The organism is Sphingomonas sp. 3P27F8, from assembly GCF_005502745.1.
GTDB lineage: Bacteria > Pseudomonadota > Alphaproteobacteria > Sphingomonadales > Sphingomonadaceae > Sphingomonas.
In genome coordinates, this window is the sequence record NZ_SCNL01000001.1 from 70809 (window position 1) to 94791 (window position 23983).

A 23983-nucleotide genomic window follows, 5' to 3' on the forward strand; every position below is an offset into this window, starting at 1 on the left:
CAGGATGGCATATAAGGACGAGAAGATCGTCACGATCATAATGGAGCAGCTTGGCAGTGTCGAAGAACGCTGCCCGGGCTATCGTGACGAGGTGCAACAAGCGCTAGCCGAGATTCTCCAAGCTGAGCGCCAGCATCAGTTTGCCCGAACGAATATCGTGTCCAAGATCGGGGATCTGGTGGGCCGCGTCGGCACCTTTCTCGATCGCGACACATTGCCGAGCGAGGGATAAGTCATGAGGTTGATCCGCGCTCGTTTCGAAGGCTTCCGCTTGCTCGACGGTATCGACTTCGAATTTTCGAACGATCCAGACAAGAACATTACCGTCATCCGCGCCGCGAATGAAAGCGGCAAGACGACGATGCTGACCGCGCTCCAATGGTGCCTGTTTGGCGAGGATGCACTCCCATCCGGATACAGCCCCCACTCGATGGACAAGAAACCGGGCGAGTTGTCCGACACCGTTTGCGAAGTAATATACGAGGTAAGCGGCAAGACTGGAGCCAAGCGCTTTCGCCTGATTCGTAGCCTGACGGAGCATGTTGGATCGGCCGTCCGAAGCCGATCCGTTCCGCAACTTTATGAAATCCTGCCCAGCGGCGCCAAGGAAGTGCCGAACGTGGAGGCACATCTCGCGGTCCATATGCCCGGTGAGCTGCGCGAAGTGTTCTTCACCGACGGAGATCGGGCGCTCAGTTTCATCGAGGGGCTTCGCACAGAGCAACAGCGGCGGGTGAAGAAAGCGATCGAGCAGCTAATGGGCCTCCCAATGCTTGAGGAAGCGGTCGACCACGTCAAGAAGGTCGAACGCGACGTTCGCGCCAAGGCAGACGCTGCCGCCGGGAGCGACGAGCTCCGACGTATCCGCGTCGAGCTTGAGTCGATCGATCAGTCGATCCCGGAACTCGAAGGCAAGCTGAAGGAAGCGCAGGATGAGATCGCCAATCTCAATGACCTTCACACCAAGGCCGACCGGGAGCTGCAGGAGGCGTTGAAACGCGGCAATCGCGAGGAGATCGCCATCGAACTGGCCCGTGCCCAGAAGCAGCGGATCGCTTCCGAAGGGCGAATCAGGGCGGCAGAACTTCGCCAGGCCGCACTTCTTTCGAGCAAAGGTTTCGCGCGCGAGATGCTCGGTGACAAGTTCAGAGCCGCCGGTGCGCTGTTGGACGATCTTCGGAAAAAGGGCGCGATCCCCAACAAGACCATTCCGATTCTTGAGGACCGACTGCAGCATAGCGATTGCATATGTGGTGAGAGTCTCGATGCGGCGCAGACCGATGGTGCCCGCCGCCGCGCGCATATCCAGCAGCTGATCGAGGACAGCCGAGATGCCGACGCGCTGAAATCGAAGGTGTCTGATCTGTATTTCGAAGGCCGAGAGTTGTTCATTCCGGCCGCATCGACCTGGATAGACGACTATACAGCTGCCTTTGGTGACCGGAACAACGAACAACGGACTTATGAGGAGCTCGGCCAAGCAGAGGCCGACCTTGAAGCTCGCCTTGACAAGGTCAAGGATGACAATGTCCAGCGCGCACGGGATATGCGCGACACCTACCGTCAGCGTCTCGACGAGAAAATACCGCTCGCCGCGCGCCTTGATCACCAGATCCGCGATCGTCGGGAGAGGCGCGTTGAACTCGATCGAAAGTTTCAAGCCCTTTCCGCTCGTGAGGATAAGGCCCGTCGCTTCACCTGCGAGCTGATCGTCGCGCGCGATATTCGGGGCGTCGTCGAGCGTGCGCTGGAGATTATGAAGACCCGGGAGGTTGAGGCGGTCTCGCAGAAGATGAACCAGTATTTCCTGCGAATGATCGGTGCCCATCCCGACAATGCCCTGATCCAGCGCGCCGAGATTACTCCTGAATTTCACATCGTCGTGCATGGACGCAACGATAAGAAGCTTGATCCTTCGATGGACTTGAACGGCGCTTCGCGCCGTGCTCTGACCATCGCATTTGTGCTGGCTCTCACGGAAGTAAGTGGCGTCGAAGCGCCCAATGTCATCGATACGCCGCTAGGCATGATGAGCGGGTTCGTCAAAACCGAGGTCGTGCGCGTCGCCTCTGAAGCCAGCTCCCAACTGATCCTCTTTCTCACTCATGACGAGATCAACGGCTGCGAGGCGATCTTAGACGCACGGGCTGGAAAGGTGCTCACGATCACCAACCCAATGCACTACCCGCGCATGCTCAAGAATGACCCTGGCACAACGGACGCGCGAGCGATCCAATGCGGCTGCGATCATCGGTCAGTGTGCGACGAATGCGAGCGTCTACCGACCGGCGCAGCCGAACTGGAGGCCGCGTAATGAACAACCCATTCGCCGGCAGCGATATCATGATTCCCGATGATTTCCGCGAGCATTTTGACTCGTTCGTGCAAAAGAAAGAGGGAAAGAGCGCCCAGCCGATCCATCAGCCATTCGGTCGAAATATCGACATGTGGTTTTTCGCAATCTGTTTAGCGGTGAAGAAGGGCCTCACACCGACCACGCATGCCGGCAAGTCCTACAAAGCCGCAGAGGGCGTCGTTCTCAACGCCGATCCCTGGAGGCCAACGGCACTGACGCTGCTCGCGATTGGTGAAACAGGTGACGTGTCGATCGTCGATCGGCCGGGAGAAATGCTGCGCATCGCCAGTGGATACGCGATGGCGGGCTTGCCTGAACTGTTGACGCTGCTCAACGAACGAGAAGGTGACACCGCATTGGATTATCTCAGCGAATCAATCGAAGGCATGCTTCGTACCAAGAAAGCTGCCTGACGATGAAAGTCGAACAACGGTTATGGACTATTGAAAAGCTGATAGACCTGAAGGCGGAGATCAATTTGAATCCGGCATGGCAGCGTGGCCCTGCGTGGAAGGATGCACGCCGCGTCCTGCTTATCGACTCGATCCTGCGCGACATGGATGTCCCGAAAATTTATCTCCGCAAGCTCCCGGCAGGCGGACTCTTCAAATATGAGGCCGTCGATGGCCAGCAGCGCCTCCGTGCCATTTGGGACTTCGCTGCCGCGCCGATGGCAGCGGACAAGTCCAAGGCTTTCGCGCTGAATGGTCCCGACGCGTTGCCACCCATTGGCGGATGCGTGATCGCTGGAAAGACACTCGCCAAGCTCGACAAGCCGCTGAAAGATCGATTCAAGGCGTTCAAAATCGGCGTCGGAGAGATCGTCGAATCCACAAATGACGAGATCACGGTGTTGTTCGCACGTTTGCAAATGGGCATGCCGCTCAACCCAGCCGAGCTGCGCAATGCCGATCTGGGTCCGATGCGCAACGTGATCCAGCTAATGGCGACATCTCACGAATTCTTCACCGGCACCAGGATCAAGGACGATCGAACCCGCCACTTCGATTTCGCAAGCTACGCATTTGCGATCGGCGCCAGCAATGGCACCAGCGACATGAAATCGCCTGATCTGCGCGAACTGCAGCGCGAATATAACGCCAAGCCGATGGATGAGATCACGGCACTGTCGGCCAAGGTGGGCGCGGCGCTCAACATCCTGGCCGAAGTCGATCAGGAGACCAGTTATCGAATCATCAGAAAATGGATCTTCGTCGATCTGCTGTTGCTGATCATGCAGTATCAGGCGGCTGGCAAGGCGATCGACATCACTCGTTTTACGATTGCCTATGACGCCTTCGAGGAGCGGCGGCAGCAATATACGTCCGAACCCGATCTGCTTCTGAACGGTCGGCGGCGCGACGCGGCGCCCAACGATCGCGCGCTTTATGACTATCTCTATGCCTTCCGAACCGAAGGCGCCAAGGCAGCCAGCCTTCAAAAGCGGAACAAGGCGCTCGCCAAGTTCTTCCGACGTGTGGAGGTGCGATAGTGGCTTTCGACCCAGGAACTATCCCCGGCTCACTCCTGCAGGAATATGCCAAGGGGCGTTGCGGCCTGCTCGTCGGTGCTGGCGCATCAGTTGGAGCAGGCTTGCCGCAATGGGGCGACCTTCTTCGTCAAATGGTCGCGGAAGCAAAAGACAATGTCGGCATCTCCGATGAGAAAGTTTCCGACTATGAGTCCCTGATTGATCAGGGCCGCTACTTGATGGCGGCGTCCGGCCTCAAGACCGATCTCGGCAGCTTTTTCGCCGGCTTCATTCGGCGAGTCTTCGTCGACTCGAAGCCTGCTCCGACCGAGCTTCACGAGGCCATCGCCCAGCTAGCTCAGCTCCAATTTGTTTTGACCACCAACTATGACACTTTGATCGAACGGACGTTCCGGAAGAACGATCCAGACGTTACCGTGTGTACGTTCAAAGATGCTGGTGAAGTCCGACGTAGCCTGTCGAGCCGAGAATTCTTCATCCTAAAAGCGCATGGCGACGCGACGAAGAGCGGCGACGGGATCATCCTAACTGAGCAGGATTATCGCAACATCCTGTTTAAGGAGCCTGCGTACCAGCACATGCTGGCGACCATGTTTTCCATGTACACGGTCATCTTCGCGGGCGCGTCAATGACAGATCCCGAAGTCAATCTGATGTTGAACTACGTCGCCAGCACATTTGCTCCTGACTCCGGTCCGACGCACTATGCGCTTCTGACCAAAGAAAAGATCAACGAGGTCGAGAAGGAGCGCTGGTTCAAGGATTTCAAGATCCGCGTGATCCCCGTGAGCTCCGCAGATGAATATGCTGAGCTGGCCGAATTCGTCCTTGCGCTGGCGGCCTCAGCGGCACCGATTTAGGAAATCGTCGGCCCGCTCCGATCGCCCCCGAGCGACCAGGTGCGCAGGTCGATTTGTATAGGGCGTTGTGCGTCGTACCGCCAACCCTCGGTACAAATCGATCCCGACGCTTGCGATGCTCCGCCTTGCCGCTGTTCCGTATGAGGCCTTCAGTGCGTTCGAGGCCCAGCCATCGCTGGCTCCAGTAGTCAGGGTCCGATGGGATAAGCGGTGGGCGAACCGCACTCTTGGTCGATCTGTCGCCGCCTCCCGAGGATCGAGCATTCGCAAGGCCATGAGCGAGAACAGGCAATTCACGAAATGCTCGGTCCACTTCGGCCGCGCCCAATCGACCAACTGATGCCGTCGCCGCGCATGAGGCCCGAAACTGATTTGCCGACCTGCCGCTCGAGCACCGGACGCCACGGCACGAGCGTGAAATCCCGGGCGCGTTCGATCAGCACAAAACGCCCGCTGACGAGATCGACCGGGCGGCGATAGATGCCCTCGATCCGGGCACCTTCGGCAGCTTCCCGGTACGGCATTTTCAGCTCGTCGGCGAGCTGGCCTGCAACCCGAAGCAACTCACGCCGCTGGAGAACCGCGATCATGCCGTTCGAAAACGTAGTGCTGCCCCCGGTTTCCTCAGCAAAACCCTGCGCCGCCAGCCACTGCCGCCGACGCGCCTGGGCATCGCGCAGATCGTGGCCGAACCCGGCATCGCGAGCAGGCTCGGGCGCGGCCGAAACCAGCTCCCGGTCGATCCAGGTCGCAGCCTCGGCATCGATCAACCGATCGAGCGGCTGCGGCGACAGCATGGTGATCGCGACGGGACGGTCCCGCAGCTTCGCCGTCTCATGGGCTGTCACGCGATCGAGATGGTCCGGCGCGACGATCCAGCGGCCCGACGGCTCGCGCTCGACCATACCCGATATCCGTCGCATCGCCTCGAGCCGCCGGACATGGGTTTCAGCGAAGGCCTGCGTGGCGGTCGGATCGTGGCGAAGATGGGCATCCACATCGTATCGCCCACCATTGCCGGCGGCGACTGCGGCGATGGTCCGATCCACCTCCCGTACTGTCGGCCTGACCGGATCGATCCGCACAATCGCACCACGCGGCACGCTGACGTCGGTTTCAGCACCCTTGCCGATCGCCACATAATGGCTGCGCCCGTCCACGCCGTCGATGATCAGATAATGGCGGTCGGTATGTTCGTTGGCGAGTCCGCGCGCCAGCACGCGACCAACCAGCGGGCGGGCATCGGGTGCGGCTGGATCGTAGATCGCCTGGTCGGCCTGCGCCCGGGCAATCGCGGCGCGGGAAAATTCGCGCTGCATCGTGCGGATGATGTCGCCGCGCTCACCCAGCGCGCGGAGCGTGTCGGCGAGGTCGGGCGAAAGCCGGAAGCGCCCGGCGCCGAGCGGCTCGGCCAGGCCCAGGCGCGACAGCTTCGCCAGCCGGCCGGCGCGCAGCGTCTGGTCGAAGGCGTCGCGACCGTTGGTCGCCACTACTCGCTCGGCGTCCGCCCCCTTCAGCAAGGCCCGGTCGATCGAGGTCAGCCGCTCCTGCTCGACTTCGGCGCGTAGCGTCTGCGCGATTTCGCGGTGGGTGCGGGGGCCGAGATCGAGATCAACGAGCTCGGCGGCGCGCTCGCGGATGCCGGTCGTCATATAGTCGCGGGCGATGACGAGATCGGCGCCCCGATCATCCTTACCGCGCACGACGATATGGGTGTGCGGATGGCCGGTGTTGAAGTGGTCGACCGCGACCCAGTCGAGCTTCGTCCCGAGATCCTCTTCCATGCGCGCCATCAGCCGGCGGGTCAGGGGTTTCAGATCCTCATATTGATCGCCGTCCTCGGGTGAGACGATGAAGCGGAACTGGTGGCGATCACCAGACCCGCGCTCGCCGAACGCCTTGCCGTCGATGGTATCGGCATCGCGCCCATAGAGTGTGCCGCGTTCGCCCTCGCGCGTGGTGCCGTCGCGCTGGAGATAGCGCAGGTGCGCGGCAGCGGCCGACGCGCCCTTGCCGGCGAGCTTGACGATGCTTGCCTTGACGATGACGCGGCGGCTGTTCGACGCTGCATGTCCGCCGCGGCTGGCGAGCATCCGCCCGACACCCGCGCCGCGCCCGATCCGGGTGCCCGAGAACACTCCCCGCGCGAGACCCACAGCCGCCGTGCCGCCGCGCGCAAGATTGGCGGCGGCGAGGACGCGGCCGAGATAGCGCCGGGCGCGCTTGCCGCCCTGCTGGCGCTGGCGCCCAAGGGTGGGCAAGAAGCTGTCGTCGTCGTCCATTTTCCTGATTCCGGCGGTGTGGAACGGCGATCATGACCCGCAGCCGGTGATATGAAAACCGGTGCCGCCGAACAGGGCGGAATGCCGTCCTTTCGACGCGGAACGGCACTGGCCGGAAAAGGACAGTGCCAGGAATAGGCCGAAAAAACGATGTGCAGACAAAGGCTTATGGCGCGCCAGTGCCATAGCTTTATCTTGCCTTACGCCGCTCTCCCGCCTGAACCGCTCGTAACCGTCCGAAGTTCGCACATTGTTCTCTGTGACCCTGACAAACCATGTCGTGACCTTTCCAATGCGAGGGGTGAGCGATGGCACGGCGAGCGTTCGACAATCCGGCGAAGCGGGCATGGTGGTCGGTCCATGTTGAGGCACATCGGAAGAGCGGCCTGACGGTCACGAAATACTGCGTCACGCACGGGCTGGTGCGGTGGACGTTCAACAAATGGCGGCGCGAGCTTACCGACTGGGAAGCGCAGAAATCCGCCGCTGCAAGCCGTCGGAGAGGCCAGTGGAAGCCGATCTCCAAGGACAAAAGGCGGCAGGCGACCCAGGCATTCTGGGCCATGCATGTCGAGGCGTGGACGTGGAGCGGACTCCATCTGCGCGACTATGCGGCGACCCATCGGCTGTCGACGCACAGCCTCAAACGGTGGCGCAATATCTTCGACAATGAGGAGGTCGTGGTCGACTGGCGGACGCATCTGCATCCATCCGCGCTGCCGCTGATAAGCACCGAAATAGGTCCTAGTGCTAAGGAAAAAGCGGAGGCTGCGCGCTTGACAGCGGCGATCGAAGCCGATGCGCCGCCACCCCGAAGAGCCACGCGCCGGCGATGGTCGACCGAGGAAAAGATCGCGCTGCTGCTCCAGGCGGAGCGTCACGGATCGACGATATCGTCGGTGGGTCAGGCGCATGGAATATCCACCAGCGTGCTGTTCCGGTGGCGCGACCAGCTTGGCATGGGGAAGGAAAAACCGGCAGTGATCATGCCGGTCCGCGTTGCCGAAGGGCGCGACCGGACAAGCTCCGGCGCGCCTAGCTTGCTCGCCGACCTGCTGCCCAGACCGGAAGGCATGATCGAGGTCGCGCTCGCCGATGGCCGGCTCGTGTTCGCGCCGGAAGGCAGCGACGCGCAGGCCGTCCAGCGCGAGGTTACGGCCCGGGAGCAGCAGCCATGATGCTGATGCCGGCGGGTGTGAAAGTGCATCTGGCGCTGGGCGTGACCGACATGCGCAAGGGGCTCGATGGGCTCGCCACCCTCGTGCAGGAGACGTTGAAGAAGGACCCGTTCTCTGGACATCTGTTCGCGTTCCGCGGGCAGCGGGCGAACATGATCAAGATCCTGTTCTGGGATGGAACGGGCCTGTGCCTGTTCACCAAGCGCATCGATCGCGGGTACTTCGTATGGCCGCGCATAGCTGTTCCCGGCGACACGATCCCGCTGACCACGGCGCAGCTGGCGATGCTGATCGAAGGGATCGACTGGCGGCATCCGGAACGCGTGTGGCGGCCCGCAAAAGCGGGCTGAAGCTGGCGGAAAACCGCCCAAAATGCTTGGGAAAACGACCCCTTTATAGTATGATCGGGCATGCGGCTCGATCTTGAAAATCTGCCGTCGGATGTCGGCGTTCTGCACCAGTTGGTGCGCGATATCGCGTCCGCCGTTACCCAGCATCAGGGTGAGATCGAGCGGCTCCAGCAGATCATCAAGCAGTTGCAACGCGCCCAGTTCGGGCGGCGCTCCGAACGGCTCGATCCAGACCAACTTGGCCTGGCGCTGGAGGATCTCGACGCCGATATCGCAGCAATCGTCGAAGAGCAGCCGGTCATCGAGAAAGCGGATCGTGCCGGTCCCAGGCGCAAGGCGCTGCCGGAGCATCTGGAACGCGAAGAGCAGCTGCTCGACGTTCAATCCGACGCCTGCGTGGGCTGTGGCGGCGCGCTCCATCCGATCGGCGAAAGCGTCAGCGAGATGCTCGACTGGGTGCCGGCGCGGCTCCGCGTGCTGCGCATCCGTCGCCCGAAATATGCCTGCCGGGCGTGCGAAACGGTCGCCCAGGCGCCTGCGCCGGAGCGTGTGATCGCCGGCGGGCTCGCCACGCCGGGCCTGCTCGCACAGGTGATCGTCAGCAAATACTGCGATCACACGCCACTCTACCGGCAGTCGCGGATCTTCGCCCGACACGGCATGGAACTGGAGCGATCGACGCTTGCCGGATGGGTCGGCGGGGCGTGCTGGTGGCTGGACGCGCTGCACGAGAGGCTCGGCAATCATATCCTCGCATCGGACCGGCTGTTCGCGGACGACACGCCGATCCCGGTGCTCGATCCGGGGCGTGGCCGCACGAAAACTGGCAGGCTGTGGGTCTATGCGCGCGACGAGCGAGGATGGTCCGGGCCTGCTCCGCCGGCCGCCATCTACTATTACGAACCCGACCGCCGTGCCGAGCGACCGCAGTCGCATCTGGCTCGGTTCAAGGGCGTGGTGCACGTCGATGGCTATGCCGGGTTCGAGCGGCTGACGGCGCGCGGTGACGTGAAGCTCGCCGCCTGCTGGGCGCATACGCGGCGCAAATTTTACGAGATCGCCGAGGCCGACAAGGCGCCGATCGCGATCGAAGCGGTGCGCCGCATCGCCGAGATCTATGCGATCGAGACCCGCGTTCGCGGGAAAACCCCGGCCGATCGGCTGGCCTGGCGGCAGTCGTTGTCCAAGCCGCTGGTGCGCTCGCTGAAGGTCTGGCTCGAGGCGCAGCTGCCGCAGCTCGCGGCGCGTAGCCGCCTGGCCGAGGCGATCCGTTATGCCCTCGGCCGCTGGGAAGCGCTGTGCCGGTTCCTCGACGATGGTAGGGTCGAGCTCGATACCAACCCGGTCGAACGGGCGATCCGGCCGGTCGCGCTCGGACGCAAGAACCACCTGTTCGCGGGCTCCGATGGCGGCGGCGCGCGCTGGGCGACGGTGTGCTCGCTGATCGAAACCTGCCGCCTGAACGACGTCGAACCCTACGCCTATCTCCGCGACGTGTTGCAGCGAATGATCGACGGCCATCCCGCGAACCGACTCGATGAACTGCTGCCGTGGAACTGGGCGCTCAATCACGGCGCCACCGCCTGACGTGCATCCGCCGGACGGATACAACCGCTCCTGCCGCCTATTTCCGCCTTCCTGTTGCCCGTCCATTTCGCCCGAGCCGAGGCAAAAAGAAGCCGGGACACGATGCCTGCCCGGCACCCTGTCCCGGCGTTTCCGATGCTCCGATCAATGTGTCGCTTCAAAGGCTTCGCGTGCCTGGCTTTCGCTCCTGAAGCTGCGCCGCCCCATCAATCCATGCGCGTTTCCGTCTCCATCGACGATGCTCACCGCGACGAACCAACGGCCATCCAGCCGCCCGATAATCGCCACCCGATCGAGTTCGAAATCCTCCTCGTCGATGCTCTCATACGCCCCGAGCCACCGCTCCGACACCCTCGCATCCCACAGGAAATCGCTCTCCTCGGCCTCCATGAACCGCTGTGCCAGCGCCTCGCCTGCGCCCCGTCCGAACTCGATTTCGAGCCCTGCCACGAGCGTCGCCATCACGCGGTCCGACGCCGCACCAATGGGTTGAAACATGGTCATGATCGCCTCCTTCGCTTGAAATCCTCCTCATTGAGGACAGCCCTCCGAAGACGGGTGGCGGAGTGGCTGTCAGGGCCGCTGGAGGCGAAGCCGGAAGCGCCGCGCAGCGGCGGCGGAGGAACCGATTTTGTTGCGCGCAAAACGAACAAAAGCGCGTGCGAAGCACGCTCAATTTCGCGGCAAAATTGGAGGGGCCGCCGGCCTTGCACAGCCGCTTCGCCGCCCGTCATGCTGGGCCTTGCCGAGACGAGCCCCCCCACCTCACCGCAGCGCGCTGCCGATCATTGCGTGCTGCCTCGGCCCCTTCTTCATCCGATTGTGCGGCATCTGCGTTTTGCGAAAAGCCAGCGAATCTGGTATGATACGGTTGACCGTCAGCCGAGTTTCGTCGTCATGATGCAGCGTAAATCCGTCGTCATTTCTTCTGTCGTGCTGGTCGCAGGATTTGCGATCGGGTTCGTTCTGCGGCCCGTCATCGATCCGGTTACGGCGCCTCCGACCAGCGTCGGTTCGGGACTCGTTCCGGCCGCGATCGCGGGGCCGCGCGGCACACAGTATTTCGCCGCGAATCTCGATGAGGCCCGCAAGATCATCGTCGGCTGCCGCGACGGCTCGGTTCGCGGCGACGAGTGCGCCCATGCCGAACAGGCTGTTGAGACTGCGGAAGGCCGCTCAAACACGAAACGATTCCTCGGCAGTCGCCCGCACTAGCGCGCCCCTGTTTCTCGGCCAGGGACGGTCGAGGTCAAGGCGACGAACAGGCTCGGTGCCGGCGCGTCAGCATTTGTTTGGCCGGAAGGCTGCGTTGCGGTTGCGAGCACAACAAACATGCCGGCCGACGGTCTGGGCTCATTGCTGATCACCCTCGGCCGGTCGCTCGTGACCTCGGCAAGATAGGCGCGGGTTTCGCCTGGAAGCGCACGGCCCGACGCCAGATGCGCGGCATATCGGCCGGGACCGGCATTGTAGGCGGCGAACAAGCCGGGATAACCGAAGCGGTCATACATCGCGCGCAAATAGGCCGTGCCTGCGAGAATATTGTCGTGCGGATCATGCGGATTGCCGCCTAAGCCGAGCGCTGCCCGCATCGCTGTCCAGGTCGCGGGCATCAATTGCATGAGGCCCAATGCGCCCGCCCTACTGGTGATCGGCCGCCCGTTGAGCATGGTCTGGCCACCACTTTCAGCCCGCATCACCCGTTCGATCCAAGCCACCGGCACGCCGAACCGAGCGGACGCCTCGGCGATCTCCGCTCGCCAGCGATCAAGTGGATCGGCGGCGGCGGGGGTTGCAAACAGCAGCGCGATGGTGAGCGCGACCGTCCTCAGCGTAGCCACAACGGGGTCGCCTTGCCGATGACATCCTGCGCCAAGGTTGGCCCAAAATAGCGTCCATCGAACGAGTCCGGCGTTTCGCTCATGAGCAGGAACAGCATTCCCGGCCCCAGCCGGACGCATCCCTGCCACGCGGGCAGCGGTCGGCCCGCTGCATCGGCGACACGTCGCGTTGCAACCGGTCGGCCGTTCACCGTCACCACGCGATCCACCCCGCAGATCATGTCCCCGGCAATACCGGCGACGCGCTTCACCAGCGGCACGTTGCTGGGCAGATAGTGGCGGTTCGCGGCCAGTTGCCGCGCTTCGGCCGGTGGCCAGGCGATCACCATGTCGCCGCGCCTGAGCGTCGCGCCGGGCGACACGGCATAGAGGCCGATAGGTGCGCTGGCGCTCGCATTCCAGACCAGCCGGGGCAGCGGCGGCAACGCGATCGTGAGGCCGAGGCACGCGATCCCGGCGCCGAGCAGGACGGCGCGGTGGCGCAACCTTGTGCGGCGTGCGCGGGCGGCGCGTAGCGCGTTGCCCCAGGCGAAGAGCGGCAGGTCGCGGCGCTCAACCATGATGGCCTCCACGCGCACGGGCCGCCGACCATGCCTCGATATCGGCGATATGATAGCGCCAAGTGCGGCCATGCAGGCGGCATTTCGGACCATTGCCCGTCTGGCGAAGGCGCTTCAGCGTCGAGTAGGCGAGGCCGAGATGAAAGGCCGCCTGCTTGGCGGTGAGGAAGGGGCAGGTCTCGCGCGCGGCCTGCGCGCGTTCGGCGATATCGTCCATGATTTCGGTCCATCTGGGCCAATGCATCGTGCGTCGGCTGATGAGCGCGGATTGGATCGATCCGGCCATCTTCGGCAGGGTCGCAAATCGACCCATGCGATTCCGACCCCCCTCGTTTCGGGCCAGCGGTGATGCCCCGCGCCCTTGCGGGACGCGGGGCGGTCTGCTCATTGGCGAGGTTCGAGATGATCCCGAAGGCGCCTCGCAGCGCCCCGAAACACGATGTCCCGAGGCTAATTTCGCAAAAAAAGCGGCGTGGGTTGAACCGGGTGGCACGGGCTTTCGTCCGTGCGACGGTAAGCTGACGGTGCAGACGCCCCCGCCTGCAGAGTCCCTCGCGAGCTATGGCAAATCCGGCGCACCGCTTCATGCCCCGCGCCCTTGCGGGACGCGGGGCGGTTCGCTCAATCGGCCGGGTTCCAGATGATCGCAAAGGCGTCGTCGTCATCCTGCCCGGCGGCGCGGCCGAGGTTGGCGTAGAGCCGGCGCGGGCCGAATTCGGGGGCGGCGAGCGACAGCGACACATAGTCCTTGCCGCTCATTTCGCCGCGCCGGACCCATCCGGCTCCGACCTCGACGCCGGCCGCCGATACGCGATAGTCGGGCTGGGTGTCGCCGGACTTGCGGGTGTTGGGAATGATCTCGATGTCGGTGCGGATCGAGAGCGTCTTGAGCTGGCCCTTGAAGCCTTCTCCTTCGCGAGTGACATAACCGATGGCGGGCATTGTTCGTCTCCTGAAAAGTCGCCCCGAACCGTTTCCGGGCGATGGGCGGACCGGAGGGACGGTCAAAGCGGGCCTGCGAACCGGTAGGCCGGAGCGAAGCGGAGGACCGGAGCCGGCGGCTTATTTGAAGCGCAGCGACCGCGAGGAGCCCGCCCTGGCGGGCGGGGAAATAAGCCGCGCGGCGATGGTTTCGCAGGGTCGCGGCCGTCCCAGGTCATGCGCCCGAGGAGCCGAAACGGTTCAAGGCACGGCAGCAATGATGACGACCATTCCGCCGGTACATCCCGCGCGAGGGATCAGGCGAACACAGCGCGGACGGGACGCACCAGCACGCTATCGGATCGACCGTCCAAACACACAAACGGCGAGGCCGCCGACATTGCCGTCGGCGTAGCCGATGACGACGGTCAGGGTTTCGGGTCTGGCGCGAAAGGACGTAGAGCCAGCACTATGTCGATGATCGTCGTCCGCCTGCCGCCAAGCTTCGCCGCACGCCTTCCGCCGCGGGAGGATGAAAAGGAAATGCCGCGATGAACGATCAGACCGGAACCGAAAACAGCGGTCTGCGCCGCGTGATCGGCGCGGTCGCGGTGCTCAATCTCGGATATTTCGCGGTCGAGTTCGTGGTCGCGCTGACGATCGGATCGGTGTCGCTATTCGCCGATTCGATCGACTTTCTCGAAGACACGTCGGTCAATCTGCTGATCCTGATCGCGCTTGGCTGGACGGTCCGAAACCGGGCGCGACTTGGCATGGCGCTAGCTGCAATCCTGCTAATTCCGGGCGTTGCGACGCTCTGGATGGCATGGGAGAAATTCAGCGTTCCGGTCGCGCCAGACGCCGTGTCGTTGTCACTGACCGGGCTTGGCGCGCTCGCGGTCAATCTGAGCTGCGCTGTCATGCTCGCGCGCTACCGGCATCATGGCGGGAGCCTGACCAAGGCTGCGTTCCTGTCGGCGCGTAACGATGCGTTCGCCAATCTGGCGATCATTGCGGCGGCGGTTGTTACGGCGTCGGTTTGGCGATCGGCCTGGCCCGACCTGATCGTGGGATTGGGTATCGCCGCGATGAACGCCGACGCCGCGCGCGAGGTCTGGGGCGCGGCGCGGCGCGAGCATCGCGCCGCCGCATGAGCGGCGGCGGGCAACTCTGTTGACCGCCGCGCCGCGCGGGAGCGGGCGAACCAGACCCATTTTCCTGCCGTTTCAAGGTATCAGCCGCAGCGGCGGGACGGCGAAATCGCCCGCCGCGAAGTGGGCGAGGATCGCTTCGTAGCTGCCGAGACGTTCGACGGTGCAGCGGCCGATCAGGAGATAATCGTCCTCGTCGGCGGCATAGCACTGCACCTCGCCCTCGCCGGTGAACACGGCACGCTCGGCGCCCCACTGGCCGGAATAGGCGCCCGACCAGCGGGCGAAGGGCAAGCCATGCGTAATACACCAGCTTTCGAGGCCCTCGAACCGGCCCCAGGCCACTTCATGCGCCATGAGTTCGAGCGGCACGCCCTCGCGAAACATCGCGGGCGTGAAGGTTTCGCCATCCCATTCGGTGGACAGTCCCTGCTCCTGAACGAGAGCGGCGAGATCGGGCAGCAGGGATCGCGGCAGGGTGCCGCCGATAGTGATGCTCGCGGATACGCGGTCGGCCATGATGGTCTCCTTTCCCGCGCGGCCGAGCCCGCCAGGGCGAGGGCGCGCGGCCGAATTTTCGAGAATGGAAGGATGCGGGCGGCGGTTTCCCGCCGCCCGCAAGGGATCAGGCGGCGAGGCGGTCAGCCTCCTCGTCGGGGTCCGGCGGGGCCATCACCGCGCCGGGTGCGGTCGGATCAGGCTCGTCGTCGCTTGGGCGGAGCCGCTCGATCTCGCGTGCCGCCTGCGCCTTGGCATGGGCCGCGACGGTGCCGACGCCGCCGCGCGCCGTATAGGCGGCGGGCGGGAACGCCATCCAGCGCGGCACCCAGCTTTCGCGCCGGTCGCGCCCGTTGGCGCCGTCGAGATGATCGCGGACGATGCGTTTCAGGGTCTTGGTCTTTTCCCCCGCATTGGCGCTGGCGACGGTTTCGCCCGCCACCTCGGCGACAATCCGGGTCAGCACTTCCCGGTCGCGGATCAGCCCGAAAAAGGCATCGTCGGCCTGCCAGCAGCGGGCCATATCGACGCCGATCTCCATGCCCACCGCCTCGACGGCGGCGCTGCCCGACGCCAGTGTTTCGCCCATGACGATGGCGATCACCTCCATGACGACCGCATCGGGAAGGTCGAGCAGCCGCTGGAAGATGCCGACGACGCCATAATCGTCGCCGTTTCCTCCGGTCACGGTCGGTTCCTCGGCGGAGAAGCCGAGAACCGCCAGAACCGCGCGGCGGCGCTCGTCGAAATCCGCCTCGGCCTTGCTGTTGTCGAGGCTGTCGCGCACCTCGTCGTTGCGGGTGGACTGCGGCTCGGCCTTCACATTCCAGAGATGGGAACCGCCGATGACATGGGCCACCATCAGGCGTAGCGCGACCGCCGGATGGCCGGTCAGCGCGGCGCGGACGGCAGCGTGGCGATGCAGGTCGACATAGGTCTGCATGGTCGATGTCACCTCGGGCCGCGCCGCTTTCTGGCCGGTCCCGTTCCCGTTCTCCGACCCCTCGGCCTTGGCGATCCGGCGGGCTTCCTTGCCGGAGACATAGCCTTCATGGACGATCACCTCGCCGTTCGCGCGCACGTCGATATAGACGCGCCCGCCCTTGCGCTTGCCCGCCTTCTCATATTCCCATGTCGAGAAATGATCGGACGGCGGCACGATGATCGCATCGGCCCAGCCCTGTTCGACATAGGCCGCGCGGCGCGCGTCGATCTCGGCATTCTGCGCCGTCCAGAAGGCATCGGCATCGGCGACATAGCGGTCCTCGCCGAACAGGTCGGCGATAGTCGCAAGCCCGCTCGCGTCCACGTCGAACAGCGCATGTTTGACCGGGATCGACTGCCCGCCGAAAAGCCATGATTTCAACTGGTGGCCGGTCGGCAGATAGGCATTCTCGTCGTCGGCCAGCGCCAGCCATGCCTTTTGCTGGCTCTTGGACGCCATCGTCAGATGGCGCACGGTCGCCGCGTCGATCCGCTCCTTTCGGTAGAGGTCGCGGATCGCGGGGAGCAGATTGCCAAGCGCCAGCACGCGCTTGACGGTGAGGTCGGGCAATCCGAACGTCGCAGCGATATCCTCCACCTTGCGGCCCTCGCGTACGAGGCGGGTGAAATTCTCCCATTGCGTCACCTCGTCGGGATCGAGCCGCGCCATGTTCTCGATCATCGACGCCTCGATGGCGGCGGCATCGTCGCCCTCGTCGAGGATCGCGCACGGCATCGGTTCCGGTGCCATGTCGCCCGCCGCGCGCCGTTCCTCGGCGACGATCTTCGCGGCATGGAAGCGGCGGCTTCCGGCGACGATTTCGAACCCATCAGGCGCACAATTGGGGCGGACAATGACCGGCTGGATGACGCCACGGCTGCGCACGGTCGGCAGGATATCGGACACGTCCGGGGCCTTTTTGCCGTAGCGCATGTTGGCCTTGCTCACGACCAGCTTGTCGAGCGGGATAAAATCGAGTTTCATGGTCAGCACTCCTTGTGAGTGCCGGTCCGTCGATCTTTGCGGGTAGGCGGACCGGCTTACGATAGGCGGCGTTACGCGCCGCGCGTCATCCGCCTTTCCCGCCTTCGGGATCGGTCGGAAGCTCGGGGACCGGCGCGGACTCGATGCGCCAGATGATGGATTGGGCTTGCTGGATCGAACCGGCCCGGCGCGCGGTGTCGGCCCAGACCGACAGGCTGGCGGTCGTCGCAAAGCCGATATCGCGCTCGATGCCGAGGCCGAACGACAGGCGGATGCTCGCCACTTCGGACAGGCTGAAACAGCCAAGCTCGGGACAGCCGAACCCAAGGTCGGCCAATCCGAACAGCGTGTCACCATCGTCGTAAAGCTCGGTCGCAAGCCATGTCGCCGCGCCCAGCGGGTTGAAGAATTTGACCACGGGCACGGGATCATGATCGCTCTCGGCGGAGCGGTCGGAATTCACGCGCAGCGCGGCGTGAAGCTCGGGGGTCAACAGGATCATGCCGCCCTCCGTTCGCCAGCGTCGCCTTGGGCTGCCTCGGCTTGGGCGGCGGCGTGCCGGGCCAGCAGCCAGTCGGCGGCCTTGCTGGCGGCGCTGGCGGCGCGGAAGATCGCGCGGTTATCCTCACGCAGTACGGCGAGCCAACTGCCAAGGTAATCGGCATGACGGACGGTCGGGACGATGCCGAGGGCCGCGCAGAGAAAGGCCGAACCCAATTCGGCAATCAATTCCTCGCGGGCATAATCCTTCGACCCGAAGCTGTTGACGAGGTTGCGGTTCAGCCGCGACTTGTGGCCGCTGCCGTGACAAAGTTCGTGCAGGCAGGTCCGGTAATAATTGATCTGCTCGAAAAAGGCCGGTTGCGGCGGCACCTGCACATAATCCTGCGCGGGGACATAGAAGGCTTGGTTGCCGCCGACGCGGAACTCGATGCCGCTCGCCGCGATCACTTCCTCGGCGACCGGCACGATTTGGCGTTCGGGCAAGGGGATCGCCTCGGGCGCGAGGCCGGGGCGCAGCCCCTCGCACTGCGCGACGTTGAACACGGTAAAGCGTTTCAGGAACGGAATTGTCTTGGCGTCGCCGCCGGTTTCGACGGCGCGCGCCTTCTCGGCCTCGGGTGTGAAGCGGTCGGCATAGACGACGGTGGTGCCGCGTTCGCCCTTGCGGACGCAGCCGCCCGCCTCAAGCGCCTGCTTGAAAGTAAGCCAGCCCTGCGAGGGAAAGCCCTGCTCGATGACCGCGCCCCACAGGATAAGGACGTTCACGCCAGAGTAACGGCGCGCGGTAAGCGCGTTGCGCGGCAGGCCGGGGCTTACCGCGCTGCCACCACCATCGGGACGCCCCCAAGGCTGAACCCACGGAAAGCGGCCCGCCTCCAGTTCGGCGATGATCCGCCCCGTCACCTCGTCATAAAGACTGGTGCGAGCCGTTTCGGGTTTGGTCCGGGCCTCGGCCGGGGTTGGCGTTCCGGCGCTGGAAGCCGGGGATTTCCGGCCCTTGCCGCGCGTGCGGACGGTCGTGGGAGCACGCATCGTTCACCTCCTGCACCGCCCCAAAACCACCATGGCCTCCCCCGGAAGCGGGGGTGGGCGGCAAGATGCGAACCGGAGAGGACCGCTTGAGCGGCCCCGGCACCCAAAGGGCCGCAACGCAGTGAAGGAGCCGGGCGCAGCACGGCTTGCCGGGGACGCGAGCGGGCCTAGCAGGGAGCGCCGCCCACTCCCGCGCCACCGGGAGAGGCCACAAACAGCGCCGCCGCGCGAGCGGCGACCGCAGCACTTCCCGGCGGCAAAGCCGCCGCCAACAAAAGATGGACCCCCGGCCGGCGCGGGCGGATGAGCGGTGCTGGGTCGGGCTTCGCAAGGCCAGGGCGGCACTTGTCGCCGGCTTTGCGAAACCGGGCGCACCGCCCGACCGAGAGGCCGGAGTGCCTGCGGGGCCGCCATCAGGCGCCGCACCCTGTCCGGCTGCGCAGCAGTCCGGCAGTGTGCGTCCTCAGCCCCGCTCCATCAGGTCAGCAGCGCTGACCCGCGCCAGCCGATCGTCACCGCCAGGCCGAGACGCGGAAACGGGGCTCGGCGGCGAGAAGCCTGGCTTCGAGCCGTAGAGCGCGGTCGCGCCGCTTCACCGGCGCGAGGCGCCTGCTCCCCAGCCAGTCGCGAACCTTCCGGCGTCCATTTTGCGATCCTGAAATCGGTCGTTCACCGGGCCACCGTTCCGGCAAGAACCGACCAATTCTCGCCGTTTGCCGGGCGGCACGCGAACGTCCGCTCCTGACCCAAGCGGTCGTTCACGCACGACAGGCCGGACCATCAGCAGAGCGCCAATTGCAGTCGTTCGCGCTCGCCTATCGGCTCCCGGCGGCGCTTCAGGTTCGTGATGCCGCCAAGGGCGACGTGATCTCGACTCGTTCGGCTTGCGGCGACGCCGATGATCTGTACATCGACGGCGATCGCTTCCTGCTGATCTGCGGCGCAGGCCATGTGGACGTGTCGTCGACGAAGGACGCCGGCGGTGAACCGGTGCGCGTCTCGACCGCTGCCGGCGCACGTACGGGTCTGTTCGTGCCTGACCTCAAAACGCTGTTCGTCGCCGCACCCGCTCGTGGCGGCGTCCCCGCCACCTTGCGGGAGCTAAAGACCAGCTGAGCCTGGGAAATCAAGCAGCCTTGGCGGATGGTTCTGGTGGCGCCTTTTTCGCTCGCACCGTCGCTCCATCGTGGAGCGCGTCGCTCGCGCGCTTGACGACAAAATCGCCCGGATTGATCGTGCCGAAGATTTCGGTTTTGCCGTCGACCGTCATGCCGGTTGTCACGGTGATCCAGTGGGCGGTTCCGTTTGCAACCTTGATGACGAACTGCGTCTGCTGATCGTTGGCGATGGCTGTCTGCGGAACTTGCATGGTCGGCATTGGGCGCCGTACCGGCCATTGCACCGTCGCAAATTCACCGGCCGTCAAGACTGCCTCCGAATTCTGTACGTCCAATTCGATCGCCATTGTCCGGGTACGATTATCGAGCGCATCGGCGATGCGGGCGACCGGCGCCTCGAATTTGCGGCCGGGGACGCTGGGTACCGTAAAACTGACGATCTGCCCCACCCGCACGTCCTGAACATCGACCACCGGCACCGCGATGACGAGGCGAAGCCGCCTCACGTTCGCCATTTGCAGGATAGGCTGGGCGCCGGGACTGCTCGAGGATGGTCCAACCAGCGCCCCGGGATGAAGGTTGCGCGCGGTAATGACCCCATCGAACGGCGCGGTGATGGTCAAATAGGCTTCCTGCTGTCCGACATTGCGAAGCGATTCCCGCGCCGAGGCGACCTGCGCGTTGTCGGCAGCCGCTGTCTGGCGCGCAATATTCACGTCGTTTTCAGCGACGACGCCCGGGGTTTTCGCCGCATTCGCCAAGCGCGCATAGGTCGCATTGTCCGCCGCCGCCTTGGCTAGTGCGGCACGAAGAACGCCTTGCGCCTGCTCGCGCTGAGCACCGAGTTCGGGTGCGGTCAGACGGACAAGCGGCTGTCCTCGGCGGACGACAGAGCCTCGATCGACCGTGATATCGCGGATGAAGCCCGCCACGCGCGGAAAGATATCGACCGTTTCATAAGGCTGGAGCTGCGCTGGCAAGGACACCGTCGTCGAGAGGTTCGAACTCTGGACGCTGACCACTTCGACCTGGTCGGGCTTGACGACTGGCGCGGTCTGGCTTTGATCGCGACCACACCCTGCGAGAGCGAGGCAGATCGACAGGAAGGCGGGCACCGAAAACTTCATTGCGGCTGCTCCACAAGCTGGGCGTCAGGATGATCGTCCGGGTGGAGGGACACAGAAGCCAGAGCGGCGCCGCGCTGAACCAGACCGAACACGATGGGGAGGACGATGAGCGTCGCGGCGGTCGCGAATAGCAGGCCACCGATCACGGCGCGCCCGAGCGGCGCGGTTTCCTGCGCGCCCTGGCCAATCGCAAGCGCCATCGGCACCATGCCCGCGATCATCGCGAGGCTGGTCATCAGGATCGGCCGGAGCCGTTCATCGGCTGCCAGGTAGGCGGCCTCGAACGATGTCTTGCCGGCACGGCGATTGTGCTCGGCGAAGGTGACCAGGAGGATTGCGTTCGCCAGTGCCACGCCCACCACCATGATGATGCCCATGAAGCTTTCGAGATTGAGGCTCGTGCCCGTCACCGCGAGCATCACGAGAGAGCCCATGAGGCCGGCCGGAACCGCGGACAGGGCGATGAGCGCCAGGCGGATCGACTGAAAATTGGCGGTCAGCAGGAGCAGCATCACGAGGATCGCCGCCCCGAGTCCGATGCCGAGATTGCCGAAAACGCCTCTCATGACATCGACCTGACCGCGCACCTGGACCGAGACCCCCTTGGGTGGCGCGCCGATGTCGGCGATCGCCCGATCGATCGCGCTGGCCGCACGGCCGACATCCGCCTTTGCCAGGTTGGCGGTCACGCTGACGACCCATTGTCCGTTCTGGCGATCGAGCTCACCGGGAACGGCCTGCTGGCGCAACTGGGCCACTTGCGACAGAAGAACAGACGATCCGTCGGTGCCGGTCACCGGCAGGTTCCCGACATCCGCGACCGACGTCATCTTGGGTTGGGGAACCTGGAGCTGGACCTGGTAGCTGATGCCCGATTTGGGATCGCGCCAATAGTTTGGTGTAATGAAACGGCTGGAAGCTGTTCCGGCGGCGACCGCCCGCGCGACCTTGTCCGCTGTCACGCCGACGTCCCCGGCAGCAACACGGTCGATGCGAACGTCGACATTGGGATAGTGAAGCGACTGGCCAAACTTGACGTCCGCAAGTTCGGGGGCGGCCGCGAGACGCTCCTTCAATTTCTGCGCGAAGCCGGCGACGTCCTTATATTGCCCGCCCATCACCGCAACATCGGCGACGGTGCTTGAGCCGAAGCCAAGGATCTGGCTGACGAGATCGCCCGGCTCGAACGAGAAAGTGCTCCCGGGGAAGCGCTGGGGCAGCACTTGTCGCAGGCGCGCGATCAGCGGCGCAAGCGCAATGCTGGAGCCTGGCTTCAGCGAGATGTTCATGATCGCCTCATGCGAACCCGCGGTCCACAGGAAGACGAGATTGACGGGGTAGGATGAGGGCTGCCCACCGATATAGGAGAGCGATAGGTCGACGTTGCCGGCGCCGGCTTCTTGATCGACGATCTTCAGGACATCTTGTGCCTGTCGTTCGGTCATCGCGATCCGAGTACCGTCGGGCGCATCCATCCGGAGCCGGACTTCATTGGCGGCGCTGGACGGGAACAACTCCGTTCGCAGGACGAAACTCGCGCCTGCGACCACCAGCACGGCCGACATCGCGTAAGCGATCAGGAGAGCGGATCGCCGACCGTCCAAGCGCTTCTGCACCGCGGCATAGCGTCCCCGAATCCGCTGATACCAATGCGCCTCTTCGCGCGCCTTCCGGTCGTCCCCCAGCCAGTTGGACAGGATCGGCACGAAGATCGTGAAGAGAAGGTAGGATGCTGCCATGGCGAACGCGACGGCGAGAGAGAGCGGCAGGAAGAGCGCTTGGGCCGGGCCACTCATGAAGAAGGCGGGCAGGAACACCGCTACGATACACATCATGGCGAGCAATCGGGGCACGGCGACTTCGCCGCTGGCATCAAGCACCGCACGCGCCAGCGGCTTTCCGCCAGCGCGGTGGAAATCGATATGTTCGAGCAGGACCACGCCTTCATCGACGAGAATGCCGATGGCAAGCGCCAGTCCGCCGAGCGTCATGATGTTGATCGTCTGCCCGGCAAGCCAGAGTCCGATGACGGCCGTAAGCAGCACGACGGGTATGATCGCGACGACGATCACCGCACTCCGCCAACTGCCCAGGAAGAGGAGGATCGTGAGGCCCACGAGACCAGCGCCCAATGCGCCCTCGCGCACCACGGCCCACAGGGCGTCGGTTACATATTTCGATTGGTCGAGCTGGTAACTCACCGTGACATCGTCCGGCAGCAGCGACTGGAACTTGGCCAGATTGCTCTTGACCTCGTTGACGACGCTGATCGTCGATGCGCTGGCGCGTTTGGTGACCGGGATGTAGACGGTGCGCTTGCCATTGATCAGCGCGTAACCGGCCGGCAGGTCGGAGCCGTCCGCGACCGCCGCGACATCCCGCATATAGACCGCGCCGCTGGGGCCGGATCGCACTGGAATGTCGAGCAACGTATCGATCGAGGTCGCGGTCGAGTCGGTCGTCACCAGCGTCTGGGTCGTGCCGATATTGACCGAGCCCGCGGGCTGGATGCTGTTGCCGGATACCAGTGCCTGAAGCAGTTCATCGGACGAAAGGCCAAAGCCGCGGAGCTTGTTCGGGTCGACATTGAGAAGGATGGTGCGTTGATTGCCGCCGAACGGCGGAGGCGACGACACGCCGGGCAATGTCCCGAAAACCGGTCGTACCTTGTTGAGAGCGACATCCTGGATCTCGCCGAGCGTCTTGGTCGGGCTCGAAAAGACGAGATAGCCGACGGGGAGCGTGCCCGCGTCATACCGCACGACAAACGGCGCGACCGTTCCGGGCGGCATGAAGGCCCGGGCGCGATTCACGTAGGAGACCGTCTCGGCGAGCGCCTCGCTCATGTTCGTGCCGGGATGGAAGGTGAGACGCAGGAGCGAAGCACCCTGGATCGACTTGGCCTGAACGGTGTCGATGCCGTCGATATAGAGGAAATGGTATTCGTAATAATAAGAGACGAAGCCCTCGATCTGCTGCGGGCTCATGCCGCCATAAGGCTGCGCGACATAGATAACGGGCGCGTTGAGATCCGGCAGGATGTCGATCCGCGTTCGGGTAAGCGAAAGCAACGACGCAAAGGTCAGCGCGACGGCGAGGACGGCCATCGAGATCGGGTGGCGCAAGGCCGTGCGGATGAGCCACATAGGGTCGCCGT

The 23983-nt window shown here is 64.3% G+C and carries 24 protein-coding genes; 11 read left to right on the top strand and 13 right to left on the bottom strand.

The features are described 5' to 3' along the window. Positions 1–4 precede the first annotated feature (4 nt). Genes FFS35_RS00355 through FFS35_RS00375 form a run of 5 tightly spaced genes read left to right on the top strand, consistent with a single transcriptional unit; the run spans position 5 to position 4708 of the window. The gene (locus tag FFS35_RS00355; protein ID WP_137785133.1) at positions 5–232 is read left to right on the top strand and encodes a hypothetical protein; all 228 of its coding nucleotides are present in this window, start codon (positions 5–7) and stop codon (positions 230–232) included. Positions 233–235: 3 nt separating this feature from the next. Then, positions 236–2314 (top strand): AAA family ATPase, encoded by a 2079-nt coding sequence (locus tag FFS35_RS00360; protein WP_137785134.1) that lies wholly within the window; start codon positions 236–238, stop codon positions 2312–2314. Further along, positions 2314–2769 carry a hypothetical protein gene (locus FFS35_RS00365; protein ID WP_137785135.1) on the top strand — a complete coding sequence of 152 codons (456 nt, stop codon included), beginning with the start codon at positions 2314–2316 and terminating at the stop codon, positions 2767–2769. The genes FFS35_RS00360 and FFS35_RS00365 overlap by 1 nt, the downstream gene beginning before the upstream one ends. A gap of 2 nt (positions 2770–2771) precedes the next feature. After that, positions 2772–3848, top strand: a complete 1077-nt coding sequence (locus FFS35_RS00370; RefSeq protein WP_137785136.1) for a DUF262 domain-containing protein — start codon at positions 2772–2774, stop codon at positions 3846–3848. Beyond that, complete coding sequence (locus FFS35_RS00375; protein WP_137785137.1) at positions 3848–4708, top strand: SIR2 family protein; 861 nt, start codon at positions 3848–3850, stop codon at positions 4706–4708. Before FFS35_RS00370 ends, FFS35_RS00375 begins: the two co-directional genes overlap by 1 nt. Before the next feature lie 293 nt (positions 4709–5001). Here FFS35_RS00375 and rlxS read toward each other — a convergent pair whose 3' ends face one another. Beyond that, entirely contained in the window at positions 5002–6990 is a 1989-nt protein-coding gene (gene rlxS, locus FFS35_RS00380) for a relaxase/mobilization nuclease RlxS (protein ID WP_137785138.1), read from the bottom strand. Between the two features lie 30 nt (positions 6991–7020). Next, complete coding sequence (locus FFS35_RS19845; RefSeq protein WP_171007449.1) at positions 7021–7176, bottom strand: hypothetical protein; 156 nt, start codon at positions 7174–7176, stop codon at positions 7021–7023. Between the two features lie 122 nt (positions 7177–7298). On the opposite strand from FFS35_RS19845, the gene FFS35_RS00385 reads away from it, so the two are divergent. Genes FFS35_RS00385 through FFS35_RS00395 form a run of 3 tightly spaced genes read left to right on the top strand, consistent with a single transcriptional unit; the run spans position 7299 to position 10105 of the window. After that, complete coding sequence (locus FFS35_RS00385; protein ID WP_137785139.1) at positions 7299–8168, top strand: transposase; 870 nt, start codon at positions 7299–7301, stop codon at positions 8166–8168. Then, complete coding sequence (tnpB, locus tag FFS35_RS00390; protein ID WP_137785140.1) at positions 8165–8518, top strand: IS66 family insertion sequence element accessory protein TnpB; 354 nt, start codon at positions 8165–8167, stop codon at positions 8516–8518. The genes FFS35_RS00385 and tnpB overlap by 4 nt, the downstream gene beginning before the upstream one ends. 60 nt (positions 8519–8578) lie before the next feature. Next, the gene (locus FFS35_RS00395) at positions 8579–10105 is read left to right on the top strand and encodes an IS66 family transposase (protein ID WP_137785141.1); all 1527 of its coding nucleotides are present in this window, start codon (positions 8579–8581) and stop codon (positions 10103–10105) included. A gap of 144 nt (positions 10106–10249) precedes the next feature. Here the strand turns inward: FFS35_RS00395 and FFS35_RS00400 are convergent, their stop codons facing one another. Next, positions 10250–10609 carry a hypothetical protein gene (locus tag FFS35_RS00400; protein ID WP_137785142.1) on the bottom strand — a complete coding sequence of 120 codons (360 nt, stop codon included), beginning with the start codon at positions 10607–10609 and terminating at the stop codon, positions 10250–10252. 228 nt (positions 10610–10837) lie between these two features. On the opposite strand from FFS35_RS00400, the gene FFS35_RS00405 reads away from it, so the two are divergent. Further along, complete coding sequence (locus tag FFS35_RS00405) at positions 10838–11320, top strand: hypothetical protein (protein WP_249341361.1); 483 nt, start codon at positions 10838–10840, stop codon at positions 11318–11320. Here the strand turns inward: FFS35_RS00405 and FFS35_RS00410 are convergent. From FFS35_RS00410 to FFS35_RS00425, 4 genes are all read right to left on the bottom strand, one after another. Then, a complete protein-coding gene (locus tag FFS35_RS00410; protein WP_249341362.1) occupies positions 11317–11946 on the bottom strand; it encodes a lytic transglycosylase domain-containing protein in 630 nt (209 codons plus the stop codon). The two genes, FFS35_RS00405 and FFS35_RS00410, sit on opposite strands and share 4 nt — an antisense overlap. Continuing rightward, complete coding sequence (locus FFS35_RS20225) at positions 11934–12506, bottom strand: S26 family signal peptidase (protein WP_249341363.1); 573 nt, start codon at positions 12504–12506, stop codon at positions 11934–11936. The genes FFS35_RS00410 and FFS35_RS20225 overlap by 13 nt, the downstream gene beginning before the upstream one ends. After that, positions 12499–12723: a helix-turn-helix domain-containing protein gene (locus FFS35_RS00420; RefSeq protein ID WP_137785538.1), complete on the bottom strand. Its 225-nt coding sequence runs from the start codon at positions 12721–12723 to the stop codon at positions 12499–12501. The genes FFS35_RS20225 and FFS35_RS00420 overlap by 8 nt, the downstream gene beginning before the upstream one ends. Before the next feature lie 404 nt (positions 12724–13127). Further along, a complete protein-coding gene (locus FFS35_RS00425; protein ID WP_137785145.1) occupies positions 13128–13448 on the bottom strand; it encodes a DUF736 domain-containing protein in 321 nt (106 codons plus the stop codon). A 530-nt stretch (positions 13449–13978) separates the two neighbouring features. On the opposite strand from FFS35_RS00425, the gene FFS35_RS00430 reads away from it, so the two are divergent. Beyond that, positions 13979–14581, top strand: coding sequence for a cation transporter (locus tag FFS35_RS00430; protein WP_137785146.1), 603 nt, complete (start codon positions 13979–13981; stop codon positions 14579–14581). A 72-nt stretch (positions 14582–14653) separates the two neighbouring features. Here the strand turns inward: FFS35_RS00430 and FFS35_RS00435 are convergent, their stop codons facing one another. From FFS35_RS00435 to FFS35_RS00450, 4 genes are all read right to left on the bottom strand, one after another. After that, on the bottom strand, positions 14654–15097 hold the full coding sequence (locus tag FFS35_RS00435) for a hypothetical protein (protein WP_137785147.1): 444 nt from the start codon (positions 15095–15097) through the stop codon (positions 14654–14656). Between the two features lie 106 nt (positions 15098–15203). After that, positions 15204–17045, bottom strand: a complete 1842-nt coding sequence (locus tag FFS35_RS00440) for a ParB N-terminal domain-containing protein (RefSeq protein WP_137785148.1) — start codon at positions 17043–17045, stop codon at positions 15204–15206. A gap of 85 nt (positions 17046–17130) precedes the next feature. After that, positions 17131–17547 (bottom strand): DUF2958 domain-containing protein, encoded by a 417-nt coding sequence (locus FFS35_RS00445; protein WP_137785149.1) that lies wholly within the window; start codon positions 17545–17547, stop codon positions 17131–17133. After that, entirely contained in the window at positions 17544–18581 is a 1038-nt protein-coding gene (locus FFS35_RS00450; protein ID WP_137785150.1) for a zincin-like metallopeptidase domain-containing protein, read from the bottom strand. The genes FFS35_RS00445 and FFS35_RS00450 overlap by 4 nt, the downstream gene beginning before the upstream one ends. A gap of 795 nt (positions 18582–19376) precedes the next feature. Here FFS35_RS00450 and FFS35_RS00455 point away from each other — a divergent pair. After that, complete coding sequence (locus FFS35_RS00455; RefSeq protein ID WP_137785151.1) at positions 19377–19697, top strand: hypothetical protein; 321 nt, start codon at positions 19377–19379, stop codon at positions 19695–19697. A 10-nt stretch (positions 19698–19707) separates the two neighbouring features. Here FFS35_RS00455 and FFS35_RS00460 read toward each other — a convergent pair whose 3' ends face one another. Further along, positions 19708–20826 carry an efflux RND transporter periplasmic adaptor subunit gene (locus FFS35_RS00460; protein ID WP_137785152.1) on the bottom strand — a complete coding sequence of 373 codons (1119 nt, stop codon included), beginning with the start codon at positions 20824–20826 and terminating at the stop codon, positions 19708–19710. After that, positions 20823–23972: an efflux RND transporter permease subunit gene (locus tag FFS35_RS00465; protein WP_137785153.1), complete on the bottom strand. Its 3150-nt coding sequence runs from the start codon at positions 23970–23972 to the stop codon at positions 20823–20825. Before FFS35_RS00465 ends, FFS35_RS00460 begins: the two co-directional genes overlap by 4 nt. Positions 23973–23983 lie beyond the last annotated feature (11 nt).